A 26,405-nucleotide genomic window follows, 5' to 3' on the forward strand; every position below is an offset into this window, starting at 1 on the left:
AAGCCTTTGAATTTCGTTAGGAATTTGTTAATCCTGTTGCCGCCGGTCTTGGTGGCCGGATGACAGCCGGCTTATGCGATGCGAAGCCTCTGCTGGACCTCTTGGCCGCAACGCGCGCCTTATTTGCCTTCCCTACGTTTTTCGATCTCATAGGTCAGCCATCGGCAGAACATGCCGGCAATCGAAGCCGCCGCGCCGACAAGCAGACATGTGGTCAGCAGCGGGCTTTTGGAAGCGCTCGACCAACTGACGATGGCCAGCAGCACAACGCTCAGGGTTGAGATCAGATAACCCACGCCCTTGAGCAAGTGCAAAGAAGCTTTTGTCATGCCCTGAAATCTCCTCGGCCTGCTCTTGGGAACATTCATTGCGCCTTGGAGTTCCATCCCGGATCAACCCGGAACGCGACAGAGGCGCCTCATGCCCGACTACCTCAAGCTGCCGACGACGACGAAGGGCCTTGTCAGGGTCGTCATCGAAACCCCGCGCGGTGCCGCTGCCAAGGTGGCCTATGAGCCGGCTATCCAGGTATTCGGCTATGTCCGCCCTTTACCGGTCGGAATGACCTACCCCTACGATTGGGGTTTTATTCCCTCCACATTGGGGGACGACGGCGATCCATTGGATGGGTTAGTCATCCATCAGGCCGCCACGGGTCCCGGCACCGTCATCAAATGCAACCTTTTGGGTGCGCTGCGGGTCAAGCAGAAGGATCAGGGCGGCGAGGCCCTGCGCAACGACCGTTACGTCTTCTGTCCTCACAAGGAGGACGCTGAGGACGAGCCCGTGGCCGCCGACCGCGTGCCCGAGCATCTCAGGCGCGAGATCGAACAGTTCTTTCTGTCATCGGTGCTTGGCACCGGCAAAACCATCAAGTTCAAAGGCTGGCAAGATGCCGGTGAAGCGCGCAGGGCAATCAAGAAGGGCATGAAGGCCTTTGCCGCCAAGCTGCGCAAGTAAGCATGGCCATTTTCTGGTGCGTTGTTCCGATCGATCAGGCGCTTAACGGCGCGCCACGCCCGGCTCGATCCCCGACCTCGTCTTCCCGATAATCGACGCCAGCGGATAGAAGGTCAGCGCCTGCTCCTCGCAAGTGACCGCAATGACACTGTTCGAGCGGTCGATGTCGAGACCCTTGGGGCCGCCTTCCTCGACACTGGCCCTGCCCCGCAGAAAGGTCTCCTCGTCGAGCACGGTCACCGAGGCCGCGGGTGCTTGCTGGCCCCTCCAATCGCCGTCGCCGCCATAGACATGCACCATACGGCTGCCCGCGTCGGCGACGAGGATGTGCCGATCATCCGCTGTAAAGCGCACGCCGTGCGGATAGCCGGCGTGCTGCAGGACGCCGGCGGGTTCGCTGTCAGGCCCAAGCGAGGAGGACATGCGGTAGAGTTTTACATCCTGGGTGCCGTGGCTGCTGACGGCGATCCAGCCTCCGTCATGGCTGAGCGCAATGCCGTCGGGTATGTCGAGACCACGTTCGAGCAGCCGCTGGTTGCTCGTCGTGCGATAGCCGAGCCACCGGTTGACCACATGCTGGGTGACCAGATGCGTATAGTTGTTGCAGACCAGCAGGCTGACGCGGCCGCGCGACTCCGGCCTGACGGCAATCGAGCCCGGCGAATTCAGTTTGCAAGGCCGCCGGCCCTTTACCCGCCGAATGGCCGATATCTCGCGACTCTGGCCGGCTGGTTGCTCTCGAGGCAGGTTGAATATGGCGACCAGTCCATCGCGGTTGCCAATCGCCAGGGTGCGGTCATCGATGAAATCCAGGCCATGGATTTCGCCCATGTCGCCTGATGTCAGCTCCATGAAACCATGGATCGTGACATCGGGACCATCCGATCCGGCCTCGACGTCGATGCGCAGGACCAGCAGGCGCTTGCGCGCATAGCCGGCGATTGCCAGCAATCGATTGTCCGGTGAAAAGCGCAGGTCCTCCGTACGTCCGATCGCCGAAAGCGCCGCCCTCACCGCCGCGCTGGCCTTGAAAGCGATCCCCGGGATCATTTGCGACCCGCCCAGCGGATCGAACGCTGGAAGGGATCGAGAACCGTCCAACTGCTCGCTGTCCATTGACGGCTGTCTGCCCCGCTTTGATGTCGCCGACTAAGCCCGATCGCGCGCTCGACGGTCAAGCGCAATGCAGGGGTTCCAGGCCATAACGGTTGGATATCCGCCGCCTTTGCGCTGACGCTGGTGCCCGATCCGCCATATGGTTGATGTCGCCGCCCAATCGGCGGCAGGCTCAGTTCTGCTGGATCGAAATACCCTTGTCGTCGATCTTGAGTTCGACGCCTTTCGGCCTGGTCTGCTCGCGGTAGACGTAGACGCCCAGCGCGATGACCACGACGATGAGCGCGCCAATGATGAGATAGAGTGTGTTCTGCTTCATGGCGCGCCCTTTGTCGTGCCGAGCCTCAGGCTCGTTTCAGAACCTTGACCAGAACCAGAAGGATGATGGCGCCGATCGTGGCGTGGATGATGGAGGCGATGATGCCGCCGCCGATCGAGAAGCCGATCCGTGGGAACAGCCAGCCGGCGATGAACGCGCCGACGATGCCAATGATGATGTTGCCGATCAGGCCGAAGCCGAAACCCGAAACGATGAGACCGGCGAGCCAGCCGGCGATGGCACCAATGATGATGAAGACGAGAAGACTTTCGACACCCATAGCGGTTTCCTCCGAGCAAGAGGGCGAGCGCGGAGCGGAAGGCTCCGAATCGGCCCCGATATCAATGGCTTCAGGCTATGCGAAAGCACCCGGCCTAGCCAGCGGCGCGCTCACTGGTCGTCGTCGTCGCCGGCAGTGGGCCGCCAGCTGGTCGGCTCGACCTTCTTCTGGGTGTGGCTGTCGGTGTAGACCCACCAGCCGCCGTCGCGGTATTGCGCTATGGATTCATTGAGGACGCCGTCGCTGTCCTTCCAGGTGACGGTGACCTTGGAGCCGTCGGTCGGCGCGGTCGATATCGGCTTTCTGTCAGCCATCTCATCCCTTTTTCAGCTGTGGGCGAAGATATCCTCTTCGGCCCAGCCCATCAGGTCAAGCTTGGACCGGGTCGGCAGAAAGCGGAAACAGGCGTCCGCCTCCTTCGTGCGCCCCTCGCGCGCCAGCCGCCCGGCCAGCACGTCGCGCAACCGATGCAGATAGAGGACGTCCGAGGCGGCGTATTCGAGTTGCTCGGGCGACAGCGTTTCGGCCGCCCAATCCGACGATTGCTGCGCCTTGGACAAGCCTACGCCGAGAAGCTCGAAGCAGATGTCCTTCAGCCCGTGCCGGTCGGTGTAGGTGCGCGTCAGCCGCGAGGCGATCTTGGTGCAGAACACCGGCTCGGGCATTACGCCAAACGCATTGTAGAGCACGGCGAGATCGAAGCGACCGTAGTGGAACAGCTTGGTGATGGTTCGGTTTCTCAACAGGCTGACAAGGTTCGGCGCCTTCTTCTGGCCCGGCGCGATCTGGATGACATCGGCGCTGCCGTCGCCAGGCGAAATCTGCACCACGCAGAGCCGATCGCGGTGCGGGTTGAGGCCGAGCGTTTCCGTATCGATGGCCACCGCCGCGACATTGTAGTGTGAGAGGTCAGGCAGATCGTTTTTATGGAAGCGGATATCGCTCATCGTCTTCTCCGGGTCGCGGCCTTCGGCGTCGCGCCTCCATCGAAGAAGCGCACACGCGCTCCAACACATTGCGCTGTCGACCCGTCCTCGCCGTGATCGGCGGAAAAATCAACAGAAAGTTGATTTTTCCGCTGTCCAGGGTTGTCCGCCTTACCGTGTCAGAGCATCCAGAATGCGCGCCCATGAGCGCTGCCCCTTGTGGAAGGAGCTGAGCTCGTATTTCTCGTTGGGCGAATGGATGCGGTCGTCATCGAGGCCGAAGCCGACCAGCAGCGATTCCATGCCGAGATAGGTCTGGAAGTCGCCCACCACCGGAATGGAGCCGCCGCTGCCGGTCGTCACCGCGGGCTTTGGCCATTCGTCCGAGAGCGCGATCTTGGCCTTGGCCAGGAAAGGCGAGTCATAGGAAAGCTGGATTGCCGGTGAACCGCCATGGGCGTGGAATTCGACCGAACAATCGGCCGGGATACGCTCCTCGACGAATTTCTGGAAAGCCGCGCGGATCTTCTTTGGATCCTGCTTGTGAACGAGGCGGAACGAAACCTTGGCCGAGGCTTCCGCGGCGATGACAGTCTTGAACCCCTTGCCGGTGTAGCCGCCGATGATGCCGTTGAACTCGGCGGTCGGCCGTGCCCAGGTCAGTTCCAGCACCGAGCGGCCTTTTTCGCCCGACGGGATCGACAGGCCGACAGGTCCGAGGAATGTCTCGGCCGTCTCGCCCAGTGTCTCCCATGATTTCAGCACCTGCGAGGGCGTTTCCTCGACACCGTCATAAAAACCCGGAATGGTGATATGACCGTCCTTGTCGTGGATGTCGGCCAACACCTTGGCCAGGATGCGGATCGGGTTGGCTGCAGCCCCGCCATAGAGGCCCGAATGCAGGTCGCGGTCGGCGGCCTTCACCGTGATCTCCTCGCCGACCAGACCGCGCAGCCCGACGCAGATCGACGGCGTGTCCTGGTCCCACATGCTGGTATCGCAGACCAGCGCGAAGTCGGCCTTGAGTTCCTCGGCATTGGCCTCGAGGAACGGCTTCAGCGAGGGCGACCCGGATTCCTCCTCGCCTTCGAACAGGATGGTGACGCGGCACGGCAGACTGCCGTGCACCTGTTTCCACGCACGGCAGGCTTCGACGAAGGTCATCAGCTGGCCCTTGTCGTCGGCCGAGCCGCGCCCGGTGATGACCTTGTGACCAGGTCCGATCTCCTTGATCGCGGGGGCGAAGGGGTCGTTTTCCCACAGTTCGATCGGGTCGACCGGCTGCACGTCGTAATGGCCGTAGAACAGCACATGCGGCGCGCCCGCCGGCCCGTCATGATGCGCAACCACCATCGGGTGTCCAGGCGTGTCGCGCACGCTGGCGTCGAAGCCGATCAGCTTGAGTTCCGCCACCAGCCATTCCGCCGCCTTGCGGCAGTCGGCGGCATAGGCTGGATCGGTGGAGATCGACTTGATCCCGAGCAGGCCGAAGAGCCGTTCCAGGCTTTGATCGAGATTCTTGTCGAGGCGGTCGAGGACAGGGGAAACTGCGGACATGTGCATAGCCTTTCGATTCAGTGCCGGAACCGTAAAGGCAGAGCGGCGAAACGAAAAGCCCGGGACAATTGGACCACGGCCCGCGCCGGCGGCCGCGGGCAAAAAAAGACCGCCGTGGTGGAGGGGGAACCACGGCGGTCTTGTACTCGAAACGATGCGGCAGCCCGGAGAGGGGGGATAGGCTGCCGCAGTTGTCCGGTATAGGCGGGGGACGGGCCTTGCTCCGGACTTCGGCGAAAACTGCCGATGACGTGTATTTGGGTCTGTGAAGATGGCGATTCAAGGGCGTTAACGTTACACTTTTGTAACGTACCCGTGAGCGGCCCTGTATAACCCCGATCTGTCAGGGTTCCCGATCTGTCAAGGTGTTGACGGAACCTATGTCTGGCGATGTCTTTGGCATGGACCAAGCCATCGCGCCGCGCTATCCCTGCCGGCATGAAAAAAGGCGATCATCTCTTCCTCATTGACGGCTCTGGCTACATCTTCCGGGCCTATCACGCACTGCCGCCGCTGACCCGCAAGTCCGACGGCCTGCCGGTCGGTGCCGTTTCCGGCTTCTGCAACATGCTGTGGAAGCTGATGCAGGATGCCCGCAACACCGATGTGGGCATTGTGCCGACGCATTTCGCAGTCATCTTCGATTATTCCTCGAAAACCTTCCGCAACGACCTCTATCCCGAATACAAGGCCAACCGTTCGGCGCCGCCCGAGGATCTGATCCCGCAATTCGGCCTGATCCGCCAGGCAACCAGGGCGTTCAACCTGCCTTGCGTCGAGATGGAAGGCTTCGAGGCCGACGACCTCATCGCCACTTACTGCCGGCTGGCTTGCGAGGCCGGCGGCGACACCACCATCATCTCCTCCGACAAGGACCTGATGCAGCTGGTAGGCGACACGGTGGGCATGTACGACCCGATGAAGGATCGCCAGATCGGCATCCCCGAAGTCATCGAGAAATGGGGCGTGCCGCCCGAAAAGATGATCGACATGCAGGCGCTGACCGGCGACTCCGTCGACAATGTGCCTGGCGTGCCCGGCATCGGGCCAAAGACCGCGGCGCAACTGCTCGAGCAGTTTGGCGATCTCGACGGATTGCTCGCCCGCGCCGGCGAGATCAAGCAGGAGAAAAGGCGGGAATCGATCATCGCCAACGCCGACAAGGCGCGCATTTCGCGCCAACTGGTGACGCTGAAGAACGACGTGCCGGTGGCCGAGGGGCTGGACGATTTCGTGCTGCATGCTCCCGATGGGCCGAAGCTGATCGGCTTCCTCAAGACCATGGAATTCACCTCGCTCACCCGCCGCGTGGCGGAAGCGACCGGCACCGAGGCCGGCGATGTCCAGGCCGTCGCGGTAACCGTCGAACGCGCCGACAACGCACATGGCCCCGACGTCGGGGCCGGAACACCGCCCGTCGCCCGAAACGGGGCGGCCACCGAGCCGGGCCAGGCCGCTGAAGCAGAGACGGAGACGCCAAAACAAGGTGACACCCCTTCCCTCCTGGCCGCATTGCGGCTGGAGGGCGCGGCGACCGCCAAGATCGATACCTCGGCCTATCAGTGCATCCGCGATATCGCGACGCTGAAAGCCTGGGTGGCCGAGGCGCGGGAGGCCGGTATCGCTGCCTTCGACGTCAGGGCCACCTCGACCGATCCGATGCAGGCCGAACTGATCGGCATGGCAATGGCCACGGCGCCCGGCCGCGCCGCCTACATCCCCTTCGCCCACAAGAGCGGCAATGGCGACCTGCTCGGCGGCGGCATGCTCGAAAACCAGATCCCGCTTCGCGAGGCGCTGGCGGTGCTCAAACCACTGCTTGAGGACAGATCGGTCCTCAAGGTCGCGCAGAACCTGAAATATGACCTGGTCATCATGAGCCGCTACGGCGTCGATGTCGCGCCCTTCGACGACACCATGCTGATCTCCTACGTGCTCGACGCCGGCACCCCCCATGGCCACGGCATGGATGCCCTTGCCGACAAATGGCTTGGCCATACCCCCCTTCAGCTCAAGGACGTGACCGGTTCCGGCAAGAGCTCTGTCGGTTTCGACCAGGTCGACGTCGACAGGGCGACCGCTCACGCCGCCGAGGATGCCGATGTGACGTTGCGGCTGTGGCTGGTGCTGAAGCCGCGGCTTGCCGCCAAGGGCCTGGTCTCGGTCTATGAACGCCTGGAGCGGCCGCTGGTGCCGGTGCTGGCGCGCATGGAACAGCGCGGTATCTCGGTCGACCGGCAGATCCTGTCCCGGCTGTCGGGCGAGCTGGCGCAAGGTGCGGCCCGGCTCGAAGAGGAAATCTACCAGCTCATCGGCGAGCGCATCAACATCGGCTCGCCCAAGCAGCTCGGCGACATCCTGTTCGGCCGCATGGGGCTGCCCGGCGGCTCCAAGACCAAGACCGGCCAGTGGTCGACCTCGGCGCAACTGCTCGAAGACCTTGCCGCCGAAGGTCACGAACTGCCGCGCAAGATCGTCGACTGGCGCCAGTTGACCAAGCTGAAATCGACCTACACCGATGCTCTGCCCGGCTTCGTCAATCCCGACACCAAGCGGGTCCACACCTCCTACGCGCTGGCCGCGACGACGACCGGCCGTCTGTCGTCCTCCGACCCCAACCTGCAGAACATTCCGGTGCGCACGGCTGAAGGGCGCAAGATCAGGACCGCCTTCATCACCGACAAGAGCCACCGGCTGGTGTCAGCCGACTACAGCCAGATCGAACTGCGCGTGCTCGCCCACGTCGCCGAAATCCCGCAATTGCGGCAGGCCTTTGCGGATGGCGCGGACATCCACGCCATCACCGCGTCTGAAATGTTCAACGTGCCCGTGGAGGGCATGCCGTCGGAAGTGCGCCGCCGCGCCAAGGCGATCAATTTCGGCATTATCTACGGCATCTCGGCCTTTGGCCTCGCCAACCAGCTGTCGATCCCGCGCGAGGAGGCAAGCGCTTACATCAAGAAATATTTCGAGCGCTTTCCCGGCATCCGCGACTATATCGAGGAGACCAAGGCCTATGCCCGCGAGCACGGCTTTGTCGAAACGATCTTCGGCCGCCGCATCCACTATCCCGACATCAGGTCGTCGAACCCGTCGCTGCGCGCGTTCAACGAGCGCGCCTCGATCAACGCCCGCCTGCAAGGCACCGCCGCCGACATCATCCGCCGCGCCATGATCCGCATGGAGGAAGCCTTGGACAAGGCCAAGCTGTCCGCCCGCATGCTCTTGCAGGTGCATGACGAACTGATCTTCGAGACGGGCGAGGCGGAAGTCGAGGCGACGATCCCGGTCGTACGCCACGTCATGGAAAACGCAGCGATGCCCGCGGTCTCGATGTCGGTGCCGCTGCATGTCGATGCGCGGGCCGCCAACAACTGGGACGAGGCGCATTGAGGCTGCGTTAGGCGGCCTCAGCGCGGCATTTCGCGCAGGTCCCGCGAAATTCGATCACCGCCTTCCTGGCGGCGAAGCCGGTCGAGTTGACCCATTCGTTCAGCCGGTGGTCGACGTCGTGATCGGACATTTCGGTCACGTGCCCGCAGCTGTCGCAAATGGCGAAGGCGGTCATCGAGTGGCTGTGGTCGTGCGGCTCGGCGCAAGCGACGAAGGAGTTGATGCTCTCCAGCCGATGCACGAAGCCTGATTTCACCAGCGTGTCGAGCGCCCGATAGACTTGTAGCGGCGCCCGAAAACCGCGCTCGCGCAGCTGATCGAGCAAGGTGTAGGCGCTGAGCGGCCCGCTGGCGGTCTCGAGTTTCTCGAGCACGCACAACTGGTTTTTCGTCAGCACATCCCTTGCCGCCATGGTTCTGTTCCAGCCTGCCCTGCGCCATCCCAAGGCTGTTTGCTCACGCAAACGGCCTGATCCCATTCAGATAGCGACGAACCGCCTTCTTTGCTACTCTTCTGTTGCTGTCCCGAGCCGATCGATGACATGCCGGCACATTGGTGATGGCAGGCTTGATGACGGAGCGACATTCAAAATACTGCCAAAATCCTCGACGAGGATGGTTTCGCTTGGGAATTCGATCGGGCTTGGGGAAGCAATATGATCAAATTGACACGCCGGACGCTGCTTGTCGGCACGTCCGCGCTGATGGCTGCCGGCACGATTTCGTTCCGGGCGTCGGCCGCGTCGCGCACCTACCATGCGCTGCTCGTCGCCTGCACCGAATATCCGGCCTTGCCGCAGAGAAACTGGCTTATCGGGCCGAAGAACGATGCCGCCCTGGTGCACGAATACCTGCTGAAGAACGTGCCCGATCCGGTGCGATTCGCGCCGGAAAACGTCACGCTGCTGGCCAAGGACGTGCCCGGCGCCAAGGGCTTGCCGACCCATGCCGCGATCATGACGGCACTGGCCGACCTCGGCGCCAAGGTTCAGCGCGACGACTTTGTCTACCTGCATCTGTCCGGCCACGGCGCCCAGCAGCCCGAGAGGGTCAAGGGCGACGAGACCGACGGACTCGACGAAATTTTCCTGCCCGTCGACATCGAGAAGTGGATCAACAGGGATGCCGGCGTGCCGAATGCGCTGGTCGACAATGAGATCGGCGACGCGCTCGATGCCATCCGCGACAAGGGCGCCTTCGTCTGGGCGGTGTTCGACTGCTGCCATTCCGGCACCGCCACCCGCGCCGTCGATGTCGATGACGAGCTGGATCGCAAGGTCGAGTTCGCCGACCTGGTCGGTGGCGACGAGGCGGCCAGGGCGGCAGCCATCAAGGCGTATGAGAACACCGTCGCAAGCGCATCGCGCGGCCTCGACGAGAATGGCCAGCGCAAGCCGGCCTTCAACCTGTCGCCGACTGGCGGCGAGCCGATCACCAAGGGCAAGTTGGTCGCCTTCTATGCCGCGCAGACGGTCGAGACGACACCGGAGATGCCGCTGCCCAAGGGCACGGCCGATGCGCCACGCTTCGGCCTCTTCACGTTCACCATCCTGTCGAAGCTCGCCGAAAACCCCAACGTCACCTACCGGCAGCTCGGCCAGGCCGTGCTGCAGCAATATTCGGCCGACAGCCGTACCCGGCCGACGCCGCTGTTCGAAGGCGAACTCGATGCGCGCGTGTTCGGCACCGACAAGACGGATGCGGTCATGCAATGGCCCGTTATCGTCAAGGACGGCGAGGCGTCGATCGGCACCGGCCTGCTGCACCGCCTCACCCCCGGCAGCAAGCTCGCCATCCTGCCGTCGGCGCTGTCTTCGCTGTCCGACGCGGTCGGCTATCTCGAAGTGGAATCGGCCAAGAACCTGGAGAGCCGGGTCAAGCCGGTCGAGTTCGACAAGAAGCCCGCGCTCAAGGTGGCTGATATCCCCTCCAATGCCTATGCCCGGGTGGCGGAGATCGCCGTCGACTACAAGCTCGCCGTTGCACGGCCGGCCGCGACCAAGGGATTGGAGACGGAAACGGCGCTCGTGAACTCGGTTCTCGACGAATTGGCGGCGGCCAAGGAGACGGGCTTCAACATCGAACTGGTCGATCCGGGCAAGAGCGCCGAACTTCGCTTCGCGGTGATGCGCGAGAATGCCATTGCCGGCCCCGACGGGAACGCAACCGGCAAGCCGGCCCTGTGGTTCCTGCCGGCTTCGGGCGACGTGACCTTGAAGGATGGCGGGAGGCCGCCCCTGATCATCATCCACCCCGACGACCGCCAGAAGCTTGTCGATGCGACGGCCAGGAATTTGCGCACCATCTTCCGCGCCACCGGGCTTTCCAGGCTGGCGGCCGCCTCCGACTACAAGCCGGAGGACGTCGACGTGCAATTCCAGGTCAAGCGTCGTGACAAGGACGGGCTGGAGCCGTTGCAGGCCTCGGTGGTGCCACGCGTTTCGCCTGGCGACGAGATGCATGTGCTGGCAAAGAACAGCTCGGACCAGCTGGTCGACATCAATGTGCTCTACGTCGGCAGCGATTATTCGATCACCCACATCGTTGCCGAGCGCCTCGCCCCGCAGGCCACGCTGGAGGAAGGGTTGCTCGCCTTCACCGACACCAGCTTCGGCATGGAGCGGATGATCGCGGTGCTGACCGAGGCGCCGCCGGAAAGCGAAAAGGAGGATCTGAGCTTCCTGGCGCAGGACGGTGTCGCGTCGATGACGCGCGGGATAGGTCCCGCCAGCTTCTCCGACATGCTCGCCGATATCGGCATGGCGCCGTCGACGCGATCGGTGATGCGGCTTGCCGACAAGAGCGGCCCGAAGGGAGCGGTGATGATCTTCCCGATGGAGACGGTGCCCCGCGCCTGAGAATTCAGGCGCGGGTGTTCATGGCCGGGCCTTGCACTGCCGGCACGATGGGGTGAAAACTTTTGGCCGACGCGTTGGGACGTGACACGGCCGGCGGAATGGATGGGGTGGTTCGTGAGCTATAGCCTATTTTCCTGGAGTGCCACGGTTGGCGGCATCGCCGCCGGCCTGCTGCTGGTTGCCGACGCGTCGGCACAGGACCCCTGCGGCCTCTGCGCCAAGCAGGTGGTCATCAATTCGGAACTGGCGACCTGCTTTCTCGACCAGTACGACCAGATCGCCAAGGCCAGCAGCGACGCGATCGTCGTCGATCTCTCGGGCTGCGCCTCGCGCGGCATCGTCGAGGCCTTGCCGTCGCCGAACAAGGCGCCGGCGGAACCGGACGTGCAGTTCATTGTCTCGCGCCCGCAACTGGCGTGCCTGAAGAAGCAGCTCGAAGCGCCGGGCGTCGTGCTCGATCCCTCCGCCACCATCGAACTGGATAGCTGCAAATGAAGAAGCCGGGGGGCACGACGAAGCAGGCAGCAGCAGTGACACCGGCAAAGGACGCGGCTGCGAAGCAGGCGCTGCCGGAAACCACCGAAGGCTTCCCGTGGCCGAGCAGCCATGAGATCAAGAAGGAAAGCAACCCCTTCACCGACCGCGACTGGCGCATGCTGGTCTATGCCTGGTCGGGCATGCTGGTGCGCTTCGCCATCATCTTCACCTTGGCATTCTCGGTCTATCAGTTCCTGGCCAATCAGGAGCAGAAGCGCGTCGAGCAGACCATGTCCCTGGTCGAGCTTTGGGAGACAAAGGATTATCAGCAGGCGCAACGAGCGCTCAAGGATCGCCTCGCGGCCCTCAATTCCAAATACGACAATCTGCTCAGCGCCAACCCTTCGCCGACCGAGGAGCAGGTATTCCGGCAACGTATCGGCATCGAGGCGATGAGCGCTTCCGGTGGCGACATGCCGCTCGCCGACTTCGGCGAGAATTTCGACCGCATCGTCTATTTCCTCAACCGGCTGTCCTTCTGCGTCGATGGCGACCTGTGTTCGCGCAAGGTGACCGACGCCTATTTCCGCGACTATGCCGTCTCCTTCTGGAGTTACTTTGCCGGCTATGTCGACAAACAGCGCAAGGCCGGCTCCCCCACTTTCGCCACGGCGATCGAAGCCTATGTGCGCAGCGGGCGACCGTCGGCTGAAGCCAAATAACGATGACAAGGATGAGCCTCCGCCTCATGCGTGCCTTCCGCTGGCTCGCCGTGGCTGGAGCCTTGGTCGCCGCGTCGGTCGCCCGTGCCGAGGACGCCCCGGATTTCCACCTCGATCTCGACACTGGCGGCCACAGCGCGCGGGTCACCGATCTCGCCTTCACGCCCGATGGCGAGAACCTCGTCTCGGCCTCCGACGACAAGACCATCCGTATCTGGGACTGGCAAAACGGCGTCAGCCTGCGCACCATCCGTGGCTATCTCGGCAACGGCAACGACGGCAAGATCTTCGCGGTCGCGGTCTCGCCGGACGGCAAGACGATCGCCGCCGGCGGCTATTTCGGCGCTGGTCTCGGCGACAGGCCGCCCTATGGCGACATCAGGCTGTTCGACTTCGCCACCGGCAAGATGAAGGCCGTACTCAAGGCAGCCGACTACGCGACCTATGACCTTGCCTTCTCTCCCGATGGAAAGATGCTGGCCGGCGGTGGCGCCGATGGCGTCGTCTATCTCTGGAGGCTGGACGACAAATCCATGGCCGGATGGACGCTGGACAAAAAGCTCGACGCCGATTCCTGGCATATCGACAAACTGGCTTTCGCCGCGGTGGGAACCCGACTGGCGGCGACAACGACGGACAATGGCATCCGGCTCTGGGACATCACGAAGGGCGAGCAGATCGCCTTACCGGCCGAAGCGGAGCAGCTGCGGGACGTCAGCGTCATGGCGCTGGCCGTTTCGCAGGACGGCAGCCAGTTTGGCACCGGCAGCAAGGACGGGCAGGTCCAAATCTGGCGTGCGGCTGACGGCACTCTGGTGCGCGCCATGCCGAAGCAGGATTTCCTCATCGGCTCGCTGACCTTCGCCAAGGGGTCACGTCTGATCGCTTCCTGCGGCTACCGCTGCGCCAACAAGCACCGCTCCATCGTCTGGAACACCGACACTGGAGACAAGCTGCTCGACTATGCCGGCCATGACGGCACAGTCTACGCCAGCGCCGCCAATGCCGACGGGTCGCTGGTGGCGACGGCCGGCGGTACCCGCAACGCCATCCAGGTCTGGGACCCGGCGACGGGTGAACGCAAGGCCCTGCTGCAAGGATCGGGGGAGCCGGTGACCGCGGTCGGCATCGACGCGGCGAACGGCATCATCGGCTGGGGCGACGCCAACCCCTGCCCCGAGCGCGTCGCCTGCCCGGAGCAACTGGGCACGCTCGACAGGAAGCTGGAACTGCCGACCGCCGAGCGGTTCTTCGACGACCCCCAGCCGCTGGCGGAGCCAAACGCGTTTGCCCGCGCCACGCTGACCAGCGGCCAGTGGTCGCTGCACGCCACGGTCGGCGGCAAGGACGCGCTGGAAAACGCCGTGTTGGAAATCGCCAATGGCGGCAAGGTCGTGCGTACGATCGAGAATGACGCCACGAACGGCTTTGCCCATTCCGCCTTCACGCTGATCGACAACGGGCTTGGCCTGATCACCGGCGGCAATGACGGCACGCTGCTGGAGTACAAATCCGCGACCGCCAGGGTATCAGGTGAATTCACCGGCCATACCGGCGAGGTCAACGCCATGGTCGCCTCGGAAAAGGCCGGCCTGCTGGTCACCGGCAGTGCCGACCAGACGCTCCGGCTCTGGAACCTGAAGACGCACGAACTGATCGTGTCGATGTTCTTTGCCGGGTCGCAATGGATCGCCTGGATGCCGCAGGGCTATTACTATTCCTCCGACGAGGGCGACAAGCTGATCGGCTGGCACGTCAACCAGGGCCGCGACCATGAAGGCCGCTTCATCCGCGCCGGCCAGCTGAAGAAATATCTCTGGAGCCCGGAAATGGTGCGCCGCGCCATCATCCTGCGCAGTGCCAGGCAGGCGGTCAAGGAGATGCGGCCCGGCGTCGACGACGAGCTGCGGAAGCTTCTCCAGCGCAAGCCGCCGGAGTTCGGCATCCGCCTCGCCGACGATCAGAGCAAGGTGCGAGACGGCTACGTCGCGGTCGAAATCACGGGCGCCAGGGAGGCCGGCACTGATGCCGCCGGCTTCTCGATCCTGTCGAACAGCCGCAATGTCGGCGACGTCACCACGCGCTCGGCGGATGGCGACAACACCATCGTCGAGGTTCCGGTCGAGGATGGCCAAAACACCATCCGCATCACCGGCACCAATGAATATGGCTATCTGACCGAGCGCAGCGTGACCGCGCTGGCGAGGAAGACCGAGAAGGCCGAGGCCAGGGGCAAGCTCTATGTCGCGGTCGTCGGTGTCGACAAATATCCGTTCCTGACCGACGCCTGTTCGGGCCATGCCTGCGACCTGCGCTACCCCGTCGACGACGCCACCGAATTCCTCAAGGTGGTTGCGCAAAAATCGGCGCCCCTGTTCTCATCGATGGAGACACTGGTGCTGGTCAATCGCGAAGCGCTCAGCCCCGACAAGGCGCGGCAGACCTACACCGTCGCCAGCGCCGACACCGTCATGGAGCCGGATTCGCACACGATCGACGACCAGCTCGCGGATTTCCTCGACAGACCCGGTGAGCACGACACCACCATCGTCTTCGTCGCCGGCCACGGCATCAACATCGACGAGGATTACTATTTCATCCCGACCGATGGCCGCAAACAGGACGCCGAGCGTTGGAAGCGCTCCTCGCTGGTGGATTGGTCCGACATCCAGAAATCGGTCGAGCGGGCCAAGGGCATGCGCTTCATGCTGCTCGACACCTGCCACGCCGCCAACGCCTTCAATCCGCGCCTGGAGAAGGACGCTGAGGACGCGCGCATCGTCGTTTTCTCGGCCACCGCCGCCAACAACACCGCCGCCGAATTGCCCGAACTCGGCCACGGCGTCTTCACCTATTCGATTCTCGAGGGCCTGCGCGGCAAGGCGAGAACCTCGGATGGCGGCGTCACATTGTTCGGGCTTGCCGATTTCATCTCGCGCGAAGTGGTGCGGCTGACCGCTTCGAAGCAGAAGCCGTTCTATTATGTCGGCGGCGTGGAAAACATCGTGCTGGCCGAGCCGTGACCATCAAACGTCGGCGCCAAGGGACCCCCCTCTGTCCTGCCGGACACCTCCCCCTCAAGGGGGGAGATTGGCTGACATTGCTGCTTTCGCCAATCTTCAATGCAGCAAGACTGGTACCAAGGCCGAAGCGTTCAATCTCCCCCCTTGAGGGGGAGATGTCCGGCAGGACAGAGGGGGGTCGCCTCGCGCGAATCTGGCCGGCTATGGCAATGCTGTTCTTCCTCCCTCTCCCAGCCTTCGCCGCCCCTGTCGTCTGCCCGCCCGGCGCCGAGAATTTCCCGCCCTTCTACGACGACGCCAAGCTGTTCGAGAATGCCATCGCCAGCGCGGCCGAGGTCCAGCCATCCAATCAGCGACTGACCGGCATCACCGTGCCGCATCATCTGCTGGCCGCCGACCTGGTGGCGCTGGGTTTCCATGCCGCTTCGGGCTTCCGCTACAAACGCATCGTCATCTTGTCGCCGGACCATTTCCACAAGACGCGCAAGCTCTACGCCACTTCCATGCGCGGCTTCGACACCGTGCTTGGTCCGGTGGAAGCCGACACCGATGCCGTGCGGCTTCTGGAGAAGAACAGCGACATGGTCGAGGAGTCCTGCCTGTTCGACAAGGAGCATGGCGTACGTGCCATGCTGCCTTTCCTGCACCACTATTTCCCCGAGGCGAAAATCGTGCCGGTGGCGATGTCGGTGAAGGCGCGGCGCCGCGACTGGGACAGGCTTGCCGAGGCACTTAAGACAATTGTCGACCACGACACGCTGATCGTCGAATCCACCGACTTCTCGCACTATCTGCCGCAGCATGAGGCACGCCGTTTCGACCAGCAGTCGCTCAACATGCTGGCCGCCAGCTCGCTCGACGGCATCGCGGCACTGCGCCAGCCCGATCATGCCGATTCCGTCGGCGCGCTCTACATCCAGACCAGGCTGCAGCGCGAATTGTTCGGCGCCCTGCCGCTGGTCGTCGCCAACGAGAACTCGCAGGAACACACATCGGATTATGTCGAGCGCACCACCAGCTATGTGGTGGCGCTGTTCGGCGCTTTCCGCCCCGACTTCAACAACCCCACACGGCCCAAGGACAAAATCTATTATCTCGCCGGCGACGTGAATTTCGGCCGCGCCATGAAGAAGATTTTGGTCCGCGACGGTGTTGCCGACCGCATCGTCGACAGCATCCTGTCGCTGACCAACTCGCGGCCGCTGATCGTCAATCTCGAAGGCGTCATCCTGCCCAACGTGCCGGAGGCGATCGACGATATGACGCTGGCGATGCCGGAGGGCCTCGCTGTCGACATGCTGAAGCGGCTGCATGTCGCCGGCGTGAGCCTCGCCAACAACCATGCCTACGATCTCGGCCCGTCCGGCTATGCCGAGACGCTGCAGGCGCTGGACGAAGCCGGCATCCCCCATGTCGCCCAGGGCGAGACGCTGGCGCTTGCCGATCTCGACCTCGTCGGCCTGACCGACATCGACACCAACGGCTCGAAGAACACCGACCTGCTCACCCCTGCCCTGCTCGACCGGCTGCTGCACGAGAATGCTGAACGCCCGGTGGCCGCTTTCGTCCACTGGGGCCGCGAGTACAAGACCGAGCCGTCGCCGCGCGAAGACAGGCTCGCCGACGAGATGCGATTGCGCGGCGCGTCAGTCATCGTCGGCGGCCATCCGCATGTGTCGAGCGAGACAATCGCCCCGCTTGCCGGCGGCGACGTGGCGGAGGTCTATTCGCTCGGCAATTTCCTGTTCGACCAGGGCGCCGAGCGCTCGTCGGGGTCGATGCTGGAACTGCGCGTCTTCCCGCAAGGCACGGTCTTCACAAGGCTCATCCCGCTGCCCAACTATTTCGAGATGGGACGCAAGTAGCCGCCCTAGGCCCTCACCTGAATATCGACATATACCCCTCTAGCCGCAGCCGGCCATGCTACGCGGCAGATAGCACGCCGTCGGTTCGGTCTTGGTTTCGAACAGCGACTGCTGCGGCCGGAAATAGAAGAAGCTCACCGGCTTGCTCTCGCGCACGCTGCCGTCGGCGAAGTGCGCGGCGATGCTGAAGCGGTGGATCGACGACATCGCCGACCACATTTTCAGCCGCGCAGTGTAGGCACTGATAGTCTTGTTGCCGCGCACCGGCATGGGAAAAGTGTAGTCGTGCTTGCCGATCGGGAACTCGATGTTCTGGTAGCGCATCGCTTCGGGGCTGCCGCCACCGCCGTCGCCGCATTCGGCCATCGATTCGGGAACCTCGAAAACCGCCATTGTCATCTGGGCGCGAAACGGCTCGCTCTGCCGGGTGACATTGCCCTGATCGTCGGTCCAGGAATAGTCGAACTTGCCGATCGCGTTCAGCGTCATCGCCTGGTTGAAATTGCCGAGATAATCGCCGACCTCGCCGAACTTGATCTTGTTGGTGAGCTGGCTGCGGCAGACATTGAGACTGTCGACCGAGGGACAGGGGAAACGTCCCGTTTCCAGACTGGCCGTATCGACGCCGGCCTCGTCGAGCACGCTCTTGATCGACACGTCGACGCCGTCGCCGAAGCCGCCGACATCTTTTGTGAACATGCGGCTCGGCTGACCGGTCGGGTTGCCTTCCTCGTCCACAGTGGTGAACTGGATCGACATCTTCATGTCCTTGGCGTCGCCCCAGCCATTGTTGACGATCGAGAAATCCGGCCGGAAACCGATGCAGCCGAAATGTTCCGAGATCGACAGCATCGGCTTGCGATAGGCGTCGCTGGCCGCTACCTTCATTTCCAGGCTGTCGAGCTTGATCTTGGACTTGTCCGTGGTGTTGAGATCGACCTCGGCAAAGGCCGGCGTATCCTCCCAATCCCGGCCCTCATAGACATTGGTCGTGTTGACCTGCCCTGTGCCGTTCCAGGCATCATTGTAGAGGTTGTCCTCCGGATAGATCGCGATGTCCTCGTCGCGCACCAGATGCTGGTATCTCATGTCGGCCTGCTGCGTCATGCGCTGGTCGACCACCACGCCGATCTCCACCCTGTCGGCATCGCCGCCGCCGGCCTGTGCCTTGAGCAGGCCGCCCACCCTGGCGTCGGCCAACACGTCGGGACGCGAGCCGCCAACCTCCTTGCCCATCACCCATTGAGAGCTGTAGACCGTGCCGCCGGCGAGCCGGGTCTGGCCCTTGCCATCCTTCAGGCCATCAACAAATGAGCCGACGAATATTTCGCCCGTCTTCGACAGCAACCTGCCTTCGCCGCTCGGAACGCCCCTGACGAATTGCCCTTCATAGCGGTTGCCCTCGGCATCGACATGGATGCCCTTTCCGTCGAGGTCTCCAGCGAACCAATGCCCCTCGAAAGCCTCACCCGAGCGCAATTCGAGCCGGCCCTGCCCGTCGGGCCTGCCGTTTCTGATATCGCCGAAATAACTGGAATAAACGGTCTTTGGGTCGTAGCTCGCCGAGCCACGCACGTGCCAGACCAGCCTGCCCTTGCCGTTGATCGTCCCGTCCTGCGCGATCGTCCGGTCGGGAGACTGGCCCGCCGCCGGCTCCCAGGTGAAATCGAGATTCTTCTCCGGATGGAAATCCCATACTCGCACCGCCCTGCGCAGCACCGAGCGCGTGTCGCTCTGGTAGAGGATCTGCACGCGCTCTGCCCAGGCACCGGGGGCCGTGTCGGCGAAAGCCGGTGAAAGCATCGGCGTGGCCAGCATCAACGCGGCCGCGATCCCCAGCACTGCCCTTGCCCGCGCCATGCTCCAAGCCCCCTTTGGATGCCCAACCCCTTGGGGGATCAAGCGTAGTCGGGGCGCCTGCCTCGCGCAAGAGAAGCCGCGCGGAGGGTCGGCATGAAAAAAAGGCGGCGGGATTGATCCGCCGCCTTTACCGGTAACTGCGAGTACGAGTGTTATTTGTACAGGCTGTTGATCCACTGGATGTTGGCGGCGTTCAGGCGTACCGCCGTGTTCGCTTCGGGGCTTTCCGCCACGTTGACGCCGGTGATGATGCGCTGCTTGGAGTTGTTGTCATACGCATAGACCGAGCTGCCGCTCGACCCCGGGAACGTATCGCAGTCGTACTGGAAATACTCCGGAGCGATGTTTTCGGCATGGACTTCGCAGCTCGCCTTCCACATCGTACCCATCGGCTTGTCGCCGGGATAGCCGACGAGGTTGGCGGTGAAGTCGCCGAGATCGTCATAGTTGGCGTAGCCCAGCCAGCCGAGATTGGTGCCGACATCCTGCTTCAGCGTGATGATGCCGAGATCCCACGGGATCACCGAACCGTAATAGCCCTGGTAGTTGTCGATGAAGCCCTGCAGCACATAGGCGCTTTCGTATTCGAAGGCGCCGAACGGAGCGTCATCGGCGGTGCTGCCATTGAGGCCCGGCACGAACAGGTAGTCGGACAGCCAGTCCTTGTCCTCGTGGCTGTAGAGACAGTGCGCGGCGGTGAGCACGGTGCGCGGGCCGATCAACGTTGCCGAACAGCTGCCATAGCCGGTCTTCGACTTGGCTTCGAGATAGCCGATTGCCGAGAACGGATAGGTCTTGGTGTTCTTGACCTGCTCACGATCGTCGGTGCCGAAAACCTGACGTCCGGCTTCGCCTTCGCCAAGGTCAGGATCCTCGGTCTTGCGCGGGCCGCCCTCGGCGCCATTGGCCGGCGCATTCAGTTCCTTGATGATGATCTCCCGCAGCGCTTCGCTCGGTTCGATCTTGATCTCCTTGCCATCGGCTGAACGTCCGACGATGCCATAGGATTTGACAGCCGCTTTCTCGTCGGTGATCGGCGCGGCGCGGTTGTCTTCGTCAGTCAGCGTCGGCGGCGCGATCGGCTTGGCCCGCCCGGGCTTGTAGTCGCCCGAAGTCACGTCCCGCATGCTTTCGCCATTGCCGGCACTGGCGGAGCCAGGATCGGCGGCGAAAGCAGGGACTGCCGACATTGCGGTGGAAAGCAATGCAGACGCAATCATAAGCTTTGTCAGTTTTGTCATGGTGAGACTCTCCCAAAAGTCAGCAAGGACTGGATCAAAATACAGAAATATTGTCGAGATCGTGGTGGTGCTGAAAAATCGGCAAAGGCTATCGGCGAACGTACCGGATCGTTGTTTGCCTCGGTCAATCTAAAGCCCCCGCCTAAGACCCTGCCGCGACATACTGCCTAAAATAATCCAAGATTGGCAATGATAAATCGGTTCCACGTAGCCCGTGGGGGGCTATAGAGTTTTGTGCGGGTTCTGCTCGCGGGCACGGTTAGCAAAAGTGGGATTCGGTTTTGTGACCGATCGCGCGCCGTTCGATAGGGTGCGTGTCCGGATCGCCGAACCGGCGGCCTCTGGTTGCACAATGCCCGGCGTCGATCCGCGCGGGAGAATTGTCTCAGGAGGGGGTTCGGGTGCACATCACAAATCGGTTCGGGCAGGTCGTTGCCGCATCGCTGCTTGGCATCGCCGCTGCCGTTGCATTCATCAACGCCGGCCAGGCGGACGAGGCCGCCGTCCGGCCGGAAGCGGCCGTTTCGCCGATGCAGCGGGTGACCGATGCCAGGGCCAAGGCAGCGGCGGAGAACCCCGACGGCACCGATCGCGTCTATGGCGGCAATCAGGCTGAAAAGGGCGCCTATCCTTTCCAGGTGGCACTCCTCACCACCGCCAGGCTGGACGAGAATCCGGCCTCTCAGGCCAACGCGCAGTTTTGCGGCGGCAGCCTGATCGCGCCGCAATGGGTGCTGACGGCTGCGCACTGCCTCAACGACAAGGGTCGCCCGATCTCGCCCGATTCCGTCACCGTGCTGACCGGTGCCACGGATCTCAGCGAAGGCAAGCGGCACAAGGTTGTCGAAGTCATCGTCAACGAAGGCTACAGCGAACAGACGCTCGACAACGATCTCGGCCTGCTTCGGCTCGCCGACCCGGCCGATGCGCCGACCATCAAGCTTACCCATGACGCGACACCAGACACCGGCAAGACCACCGTCACCGGCTGGGGCAAGATGCAGGACGGCACCTTCCCGACCACGCTGATGGTCGCCGATCTCGATCTGCAGCCAAACAGCGCCTGCAACAGCGGCATCAAGGCCATCTATGCGCATGACCTGAAAGCGGCTCTCGGAGACCTGTCGCACCGCATGCGCTATTCGGAAAAGGGCATCGATGCCGCGGCCAATGCGATTGCCGCCGACATGACCGATCCGCTGACCAGCAACATGATCTGTGCCGGCACCACGAGCGGCGTGCGTGACGCCTGCAATGGCGACAGCGGCGGACCGCTGTTCATGACCGGCGCCGGCGGCCCGATCCAGGTCGGCGTCGTCAGTTGGGGCGAAGGCCCGGCCGATGGCAGCGCTGCCTGCGGCCACAAGGACGCCTATGGCATCTACACGCGGCTGGCCAACTACACCGGCTGGATCGAGGCCAAGATGAAGACATCCGCCCCGGCGCCCGAAAAGCCCAAGGCTGGGCTCGGTACCGCCCAGAAGCCAAAGTCGCCCTGAAGCGACCGCTTCGGATTGCCACGGGAAACGGCGGGAACATCCCGCCGTTTTTGTTTGCCGGCTTACCGAGCGAGCCTATTTCCTTGGCGGACCTTTGCGCTCGGCGGAGGCCGCCCACAGATTGATGTCGGACTCGCGCGCGTAAGTATCGATCTCGGCCAATTCGGCGTCGCTGAAATCGAGCACCTTGAGCGCGCCGACGCAATCCTCGACCTGCTCGGGCCGGCTGGCGCCTATCAGCGCCGACGTCACCTTGCCCTTGCGCAACACCCATGCCAGCGCCATCTGCGCCAGCGTCTGGCCGCGTTTGCCGGCGATCGCGTTGAGCGACTTGATGTTCGCAATGGTGCGGTCGTTGATGAAAGCCGTCTTCAGCGACTTGCCCTGGGAGGCCCGGCTGCCATCGGGAATGCCGCCGAGATATTTATCGGTCAGCATGCCTTGCGCCAGCGGCGAAAACACGATGGAGCCGACGCCGAGCCCTTCGAGCGTGTCGAGCAGCCCGTCTTCCTCGACCCAGCGGTTCAACATCGAATAGCTCGGCTGGTGGATGACACAGGGCGTGCCCAATTGCCTCAATATGTCGGCGGCCTCGCGGGTGCGCTGCGAATTGTAGGACGAGATGCCGGCATAGAGCGCCTTGCCCGAACGCACCGCATGGTCGAGCGCGCCCATGGTTTCTTCGAGCGGCGTGTCGGGATCGAAACGGTGCGAATAAAAGATGTCGACATAGTCGAGCCCCATCCGCTTCAGGCTCTGGTCGAGGCTGGCCAGTACGTATTTGCGCCCGCCCCATTCGCCGTAGGGACCGGCCCACATCTCGTAGCCGGCCTTGGTCGAGATGATCAGCTCGTCGCGATAGGCGGAAAAATCGGTGCGCAGTATCTCGCCGAAAGCGGTCTCCGCCGAGCCGGGCGGCGGACCATAATTGTTGGCGAGGTCGAAATGGGTGATGCCGAGGTCGAAAGCCTTGCGGACGATGGCCTGCTTGGTCCGATGCGGCGTGTCGTCGCCGAAATTGTGCCACAGCCCGAGCGAGATCGCCGGCAGCTTGAGGCCGGACCGCCCGCAGCGGTTGTAGATCATGTTTTCGTAGCGGTTTTCAGCGGCGATATAGGGCATGGGAAATCCTCGAATCTGAACGGACAGGGCACCGTCATCGCAGAGGCGATGAACGTGCCCGTACGCCATCCTTTACCCCCTCCCCGGAGGAACGGGGAGAGGGGGCAAGCAAAATTATCGATAATCTCCGCGACTACTTCTTCTTGGCCAGGAGATCCTTGGCTTGCTTGACGCCAAGCGCGGCCGGACGCTCGCATGTGGTCTGCATGGCGACGAACTTGCCGGTTTCGCCGGAGCGCAGGAGGCCGGTCATGACATCGACGGCATGCAGCGCGAGTTCCATCGAGCAGCGGTGCGGCCGCCCTTCGGCGATCGCCAGCGCCATGTCGGCCAAGCCCGCCGTGCGGTAATTGGCCATCATGCCTTGGCCGTGCATCTCATTGGGGATGCCCAGCGGATGCTTCCATTTCGGCTGCTTCTTGACCGGTTTGCCCTCTTCGGTGAAGCGCACGTCGCCGCCGAAGAAGTTCGGATCCGGCACGAACACCGTTCCGGCCTCGCCATAAAGCTCCATCGGTGCGTGGCCGTGAGCCCAGACGTCCCAGCTTGTGTTCAGTGTCACCACGGCGCCGTTCTCGAATTCGAGCAGGCCGTGAATGGTGGTCGGCGTGTTGACAGGGATCTTTTCACCCGCTCGCGGCTTGGAACTGATGGTCCGCTCCTTGGCGGGGGTCGTCGCGAAAGCCGCCACCTGCTTCACCGGCCCGATCAGCTGGATGAGATTGGTGATGTAGTACGGTCCGATGTCGAGCACCGGCCCGGCACCCGGCTGGAAGAAGAAGTCCGGATTGGGGTGCCAGTGTTCCATGCCATGGCCCATGACATGGCAGGTGCCGCTGGTGATCCTGCCGAGCTTTCCCTCGTCGATCAGCTCACGCACCAACTGGTGCGCGCCGCCGAGAAACGTGTCCGGCGCCGAGCCGATGCGCAGCCCCTTCTTCTCGGCCCGCGTCTTGAGGTCCTGGCCCTCCTTGAGCGACAGCACGAACGGCTTTTCCGAATAGACGTGCTTGCCGGCATCGAGCACCTGCTTCGACACCTCGTAGTGCACGGCCGGAATGGTCAGGTTGACGATGATGTCGATATCGTCGGCCTTGAGCAGATCCTCGACGGTTTCGGCACGGAGCTTGAATTCCTTCGCCCGTGCCCTGGCCGCGTCCATGTTGATGTCGGCGCAGGCGCGCATCTCGATGCCGCGAAACAGCGGCGCCAGCGAGAAATACGCCTTCGAGATGTTGCCGCAGCCGATGACGCCAATACCCAGTTTCTTTGCCATGGTGGTTGTTCCTAGTAGCTCTTGACGGTTGCGATCGAGCGGCGGGCGAAGCGCTCGATGTCGTTGGGATTGTCCTGTTCCATGACAAAGTATTTCGCCGCGCTCTTGGCCCGCAACACCTTGATCAGGTCCGCCCAGTCGATCGTGCCGTGGCCGACATCCGACCAGCCATCCTCATCCAGCCCCTCACCCGGCTTCGCCATGTCCTTGACATGCACGGCGACGATGCGCTTGCCGTGCTTTTCGATCCAGGGCAGCGGGTCGGCGCCGCCGCGCACCACCCAGGCAACGTCCATTTCCCAGCCAATGTCGGGGGCGGAGGACAGGATATGATCCTGCGGCAGCGAGCCGTCGGCGAGCGCCTTGAACTCGAAATCATGGTTGTGCCAGGCAAAACCATAGCCGGCCTTCGAGGCCACCTCGCCGACCTTGGCCAGGCGCTCGCCGAAGCCGCGCCAGCCGGCGGTATCGGATGGCCTGTCCTCCGCCATCAGATAGGGGCAGATCAAGAGCTTGACGCCGAGCGTTTCGGCGATCCGGCGCACGCCGTCGAAATCCTTCTCCAGCGCATCGATGGAAAAATGCCCGGTCGGCATGGCAAGGCCGTTCTTGTCGAGTTCGGCGCGGAAGGCCTTGGGATCGTCATAGACGCCGCCGAAGCCTTCGACCTCGGCGTAACCGAGCTTGCCGAGCATTTCGAGCACATCGGTCCAAGGCAAGAAATTGCGGGCGCTATAAAGTTGGAATGACCAGTTCATCGTCTCTGTCCGTTCTGCTTGGGGATTGTCTTTGGGAGGATGGTCTTCTTGGGAGCTACATGCGGTTGCCGGAGGGGGTATCGAACAGCGAGGCGCGAGCGGGATCAAAGCCGATCCGGATCGGATCGCCGTTGCGCAGCGTCTTTTCCGCCTCGACCCGGAAGGAGAAATTGCGCACGCCGAGTTTCGTCCACACCAGCGTATCGGAGCCCATCGGCTCGACGATTTCCACGGCGGCATCGGTGGCAAAGGGCATGGAGTTCGCGGCCTCGCCAAAGGCAACGTGCTCCGGCCGGATCCCGAACACGCAAGGCCCGCTCTTGGTGCCGGCGCCGTCGAAGCCGTAGCGATCGAGCGGTATGGTCAAATCCCCGGTCTTGAACACCGCCGTCGTGCCAGCCTCCAGCTGCCCCTCGACGAAATTCATCGCCGGCGAGCCGAGGAACCCTGCAACGAACCGGTTGACCGGACGGTTGTAGATGGTCTGCGGCGCGTCGAGCTGCTGGATGACACCGCCCTTCATCACCGCGATGCGATCGGCCAGCGTCATCGCCTCGATCTGGTCGTGGGTGACGTAGATCATCGTGTTCTGCAGCTTGCGGTGCAGAAGCTTGATCTCGACGCGCAACTCCGAACGCAGCTTGGCATCGAGATTGGACAGCGGTTCGTCGAACAGGAAGACATCGACATCGCGCACCAGCGCCCGCCCGATCGCCACGCGCTGGCGCTGGCCGCCCGAGAGTGCCGCCGGCTTGCGCTGCAAAAGCGGCTCGATCTGCAGGATCTCGGCGGCACGCGCGATGCGCTTGGCGATTTCGTCCTTGGCGATGCCGGCGACACGCAGCCCGAAGGACAGGTTCTTCTCCACCGTCATCTGCGGATAGAGCGCATAGGACTGGAAAACCATGCCGATGCCGCGGTCCTTGGGCTCTTCCCAGGTGACGTTCTTGCCCTTGATGAAGATGCGGCCTTCCGAAATGTCGAGCAGGCCGGCAATGCAGTTGAGCAAGGTCGACTTGCCGCAGCCGGAAGGTCCGAGCAGCACGATGAACTCGCCTTCGGCGACATCGAGGTTGAGCGTCTGCAGCACCGAGACCGCGCCGAAGTTCAGCGACAAGTCCTGGATCGAAACGCTGGTGCCGTTCGCCGCCATC

General features: G+C 63.1%; 22 protein-coding genes. 8 read left to right on the forward strand and 14 right to left on the reverse strand.

The genetic code is table 11. From position 1 onward, the window contains the following. Window positions 1-119: 119 nt before the first annotated feature. The gene (locus EN851_RS13075; RefSeq protein ID WP_127277475.1) at window positions 120-329 is read right to left on the reverse strand and encodes a hypothetical protein; all 210 of its coding nucleotides are present in this window, start codon (window positions 327-329) and stop codon (window positions 120-122) included. Window positions 330-420: 91 nt separating this feature from the next. On the opposite strand from EN851_RS13075, the gene EN851_RS13080 reads away from it, so the two are divergent. After that, window positions 421-960: an inorganic diphosphatase gene (locus EN851_RS13080; RefSeq protein WP_135929376.1), complete on the forward strand. Its 540-nt coding sequence runs from the start codon at window positions 421-423 to the stop codon at window positions 958-960. A gap of 42 nt (window positions 961-1,002) precedes the next feature. Here EN851_RS13080 and EN851_RS13085 read toward each other — a convergent pair whose 3' ends face one another. The 6 genes from EN851_RS13085 to EN851_RS13110 all read right to left on the reverse strand — a co-directional run bounded on the left by EN851_RS13085 (window position 1,003) and on the right by EN851_RS13110 (window position 5,164). Next, window positions 1,003-2,010, reverse strand: a complete 1,008-nt coding sequence (locus EN851_RS13085) for a hypothetical protein (protein WP_135929377.1) — start codon at window positions 2,008-2,010, stop codon at window positions 1,003-1,005. A 238-nt stretch (window positions 2,011-2,248) separates the two neighbouring features. Next, entirely contained in the window at window positions 2,249-2,395 is a 147-nt protein-coding gene (locus EN851_RS13090; RefSeq protein WP_135914977.1) for a hypothetical protein, read from the reverse strand. A gap of 25 nt (window positions 2,396-2,420) precedes the next feature. Next, window positions 2,421-2,675: a GlsB/YeaQ/YmgE family stress response membrane protein gene (locus tag EN851_RS13095; RefSeq protein ID WP_127277483.1), complete on the reverse strand. Its 255-nt coding sequence runs from the start codon at window positions 2,673-2,675 to the stop codon at window positions 2,421-2,423. Between the two features lie 110 nt (window positions 2,676-2,785). Continuing rightward, window positions 2,786-2,989 carry a hypothetical protein gene (locus tag EN851_RS13100; RefSeq protein ID WP_135881418.1) on the reverse strand — a complete coding sequence of 68 codons (204 nt, stop codon included), beginning with the start codon at window positions 2,987-2,989 and terminating at the stop codon, window positions 2,786-2,788. A 12-nt stretch (window positions 2,990-3,001) separates the two neighbouring features. Further along, entirely contained in the window at window positions 3,002-3,622 is a 621-nt protein-coding gene (locus tag EN851_RS13105; protein ID WP_127277487.1) for a ribonuclease D, read from the reverse strand. A gap of 150 nt (window positions 3,623-3,772) precedes the next feature. After that, window positions 3,773-5,164, reverse strand: a complete 1,392-nt coding sequence (locus tag EN851_RS13110; RefSeq protein ID WP_189521841.1) for a M20/M25/M40 family metallo-hydrolase — start codon at window positions 5,162-5,164, stop codon at window positions 3,773-3,775. A gap of 432 nt (window positions 5,165-5,596) precedes the next feature. Here EN851_RS13110 and polA point away from each other — a divergent pair, with 432 nt between their 5' ends. After that, window positions 5,597-8,551 carry a DNA polymerase I gene (polA, locus tag EN851_RS13115; RefSeq protein ID WP_189521842.1) on the forward strand — a complete coding sequence of 985 codons (2,955 nt, stop codon included), beginning with the start codon at window positions 5,597-5,599 and terminating at the stop codon, window positions 8,549-8,551. A 7-nt stretch (window positions 8,552-8,558) separates the two neighbouring features. Here the strand turns inward: polA and EN851_RS13120 are convergent, their stop codons facing one another. After that, complete coding sequence (locus EN851_RS13120; protein ID WP_135929379.1) at window positions 8,559-8,963, reverse strand: Fur family transcriptional regulator; 405 nt, start codon at window positions 8,961-8,963, stop codon at window positions 8,559-8,561. Window positions 8,964-9,206: 243 nt separating this feature from the next. Here EN851_RS13120 and EN851_RS13125 point away from each other — a divergent pair, with 243 nt between their 5' ends. From EN851_RS13125 to amrB, 5 genes are all read left to right on the forward strand, one after another. Then, window positions 9,207-11,408 (forward strand): caspase family protein, encoded by a 2,202-nt coding sequence (locus EN851_RS13125; protein WP_135929380.1) that lies wholly within the window; start codon window positions 9,207-9,209, stop codon window positions 11,406-11,408. A gap of 114 nt (window positions 11,409-11,522) precedes the next feature. Beyond that, on the forward strand, window positions 11,523-11,903 hold the full coding sequence (locus EN851_RS13130) for a hypothetical protein (RefSeq protein WP_135929381.1): 381 nt from the start codon (window positions 11,523-11,525) through the stop codon (window positions 11,901-11,903). Next, window positions 11,900-12,607 carry a hypothetical protein gene (locus EN851_RS13135; RefSeq protein ID WP_127281257.1) on the forward strand — a complete coding sequence of 236 codons (708 nt, stop codon included), beginning with the start codon at window positions 11,900-11,902 and terminating at the stop codon, window positions 12,605-12,607. Before EN851_RS13130 ends, EN851_RS13135 begins: the two co-directional genes overlap by 4 nt. Before the next feature lie 11 nt (window positions 12,608-12,618). Then, complete coding sequence (locus EN851_RS13140; protein ID WP_245520738.1) at window positions 12,619-15,630, forward strand: caspase family protein; 3,012 nt, start codon at window positions 12,619-12,621, stop codon at window positions 15,628-15,630. A 209-nt stretch (window positions 15,631-15,839) separates the two neighbouring features. Beyond that, complete coding sequence (amrB, locus tag EN851_RS13150; protein WP_245520739.1) at window positions 15,840-17,495, forward strand: AmmeMemoRadiSam system protein B; 1,656 nt, start codon at window positions 15,840-15,842, stop codon at window positions 17,493-17,495. A 39-nt stretch (window positions 17,496-17,534) separates the two neighbouring features. Here amrB and EN851_RS13155 read toward each other — a convergent pair whose 3' ends face one another. Together EN851_RS13155 and EN851_RS13160 are read right to left on the reverse strand one after the other, a co-directional pair. Next, a complete protein-coding gene (locus tag EN851_RS13155; RefSeq protein WP_135929383.1) occupies window positions 17,535-19,355 on the reverse strand; it encodes a hypothetical protein in 1,821 nt (606 codons plus the stop codon). 152 nt (window positions 19,356-19,507) lie between these two features. Further along, window positions 19,508-20,596 (reverse strand): serine protease, encoded by a 1,089-nt coding sequence (locus EN851_RS13160; RefSeq protein WP_135929384.1) that lies wholly within the window; start codon window positions 20,594-20,596, stop codon window positions 19,508-19,510. 401 nt (window positions 20,597-20,997) lie between these two features. On the opposite strand from EN851_RS13160, the gene EN851_RS13165 reads away from it, so the two are divergent. Further along, window positions 20,998-22,095 carry a trypsin-like serine protease gene (locus EN851_RS13165; RefSeq protein WP_127280604.1) on the forward strand — a complete coding sequence of 366 codons (1,098 nt, stop codon included), beginning with the start codon at window positions 20,998-21,000 and terminating at the stop codon, window positions 22,093-22,095. A gap of 75 nt (window positions 22,096-22,170) precedes the next feature. On the opposite strand, the gene mgrA is transcribed toward EN851_RS13165, so the two are convergent. The 4 genes from mgrA to EN851_RS13185 form a co-directional block, all read right to left on the reverse strand. Then, window positions 22,171-23,217, reverse strand: a complete 1,047-nt coding sequence (mgrA, locus tag EN851_RS13170; protein WP_135914973.1) for an L-glyceraldehyde 3-phosphate reductase — start codon at window positions 23,215-23,217, stop codon at window positions 22,171-22,173. A gap of 133 nt (window positions 23,218-23,350) precedes the next feature. Further along, window positions 23,351-24,493 carry a Gfo/Idh/MocA family oxidoreductase gene (locus EN851_RS13175; RefSeq protein ID WP_127872346.1) on the reverse strand — a complete coding sequence of 381 codons (1,143 nt, stop codon included), beginning with the start codon at window positions 24,491-24,493 and terminating at the stop codon, window positions 23,351-23,353. Between the two features lie 11 nt (window positions 24,494-24,504). Then, the gene (locus tag EN851_RS13180; protein WP_127277060.1) at window positions 24,505-25,251 is read right to left on the reverse strand and encodes a sugar phosphate isomerase/epimerase; all 747 of its coding nucleotides are present in this window, start codon (window positions 25,249-25,251) and stop codon (window positions 24,505-24,507) included. Between the two features lie 55 nt (window positions 25,252-25,306). Beyond that, window positions 25,307-26,404, reverse strand: a complete 1,098-nt coding sequence (locus EN851_RS13185) for an ABC transporter ATP-binding protein (RefSeq protein WP_135929603.1) — start codon at window positions 26,402-26,404, stop codon at window positions 25,307-25,309. Window position 26,405 lies beyond the last annotated feature (1 nt).

The organism is Mesorhizobium sp. M8A.F.Ca.ET.208.01.1.1 (genome assembly GCF_004791315.1).
Classification (GTDB): Bacteria; Pseudomonadota; Alphaproteobacteria; order Rhizobiales; family Rhizobiaceae; genus Mesorhizobium.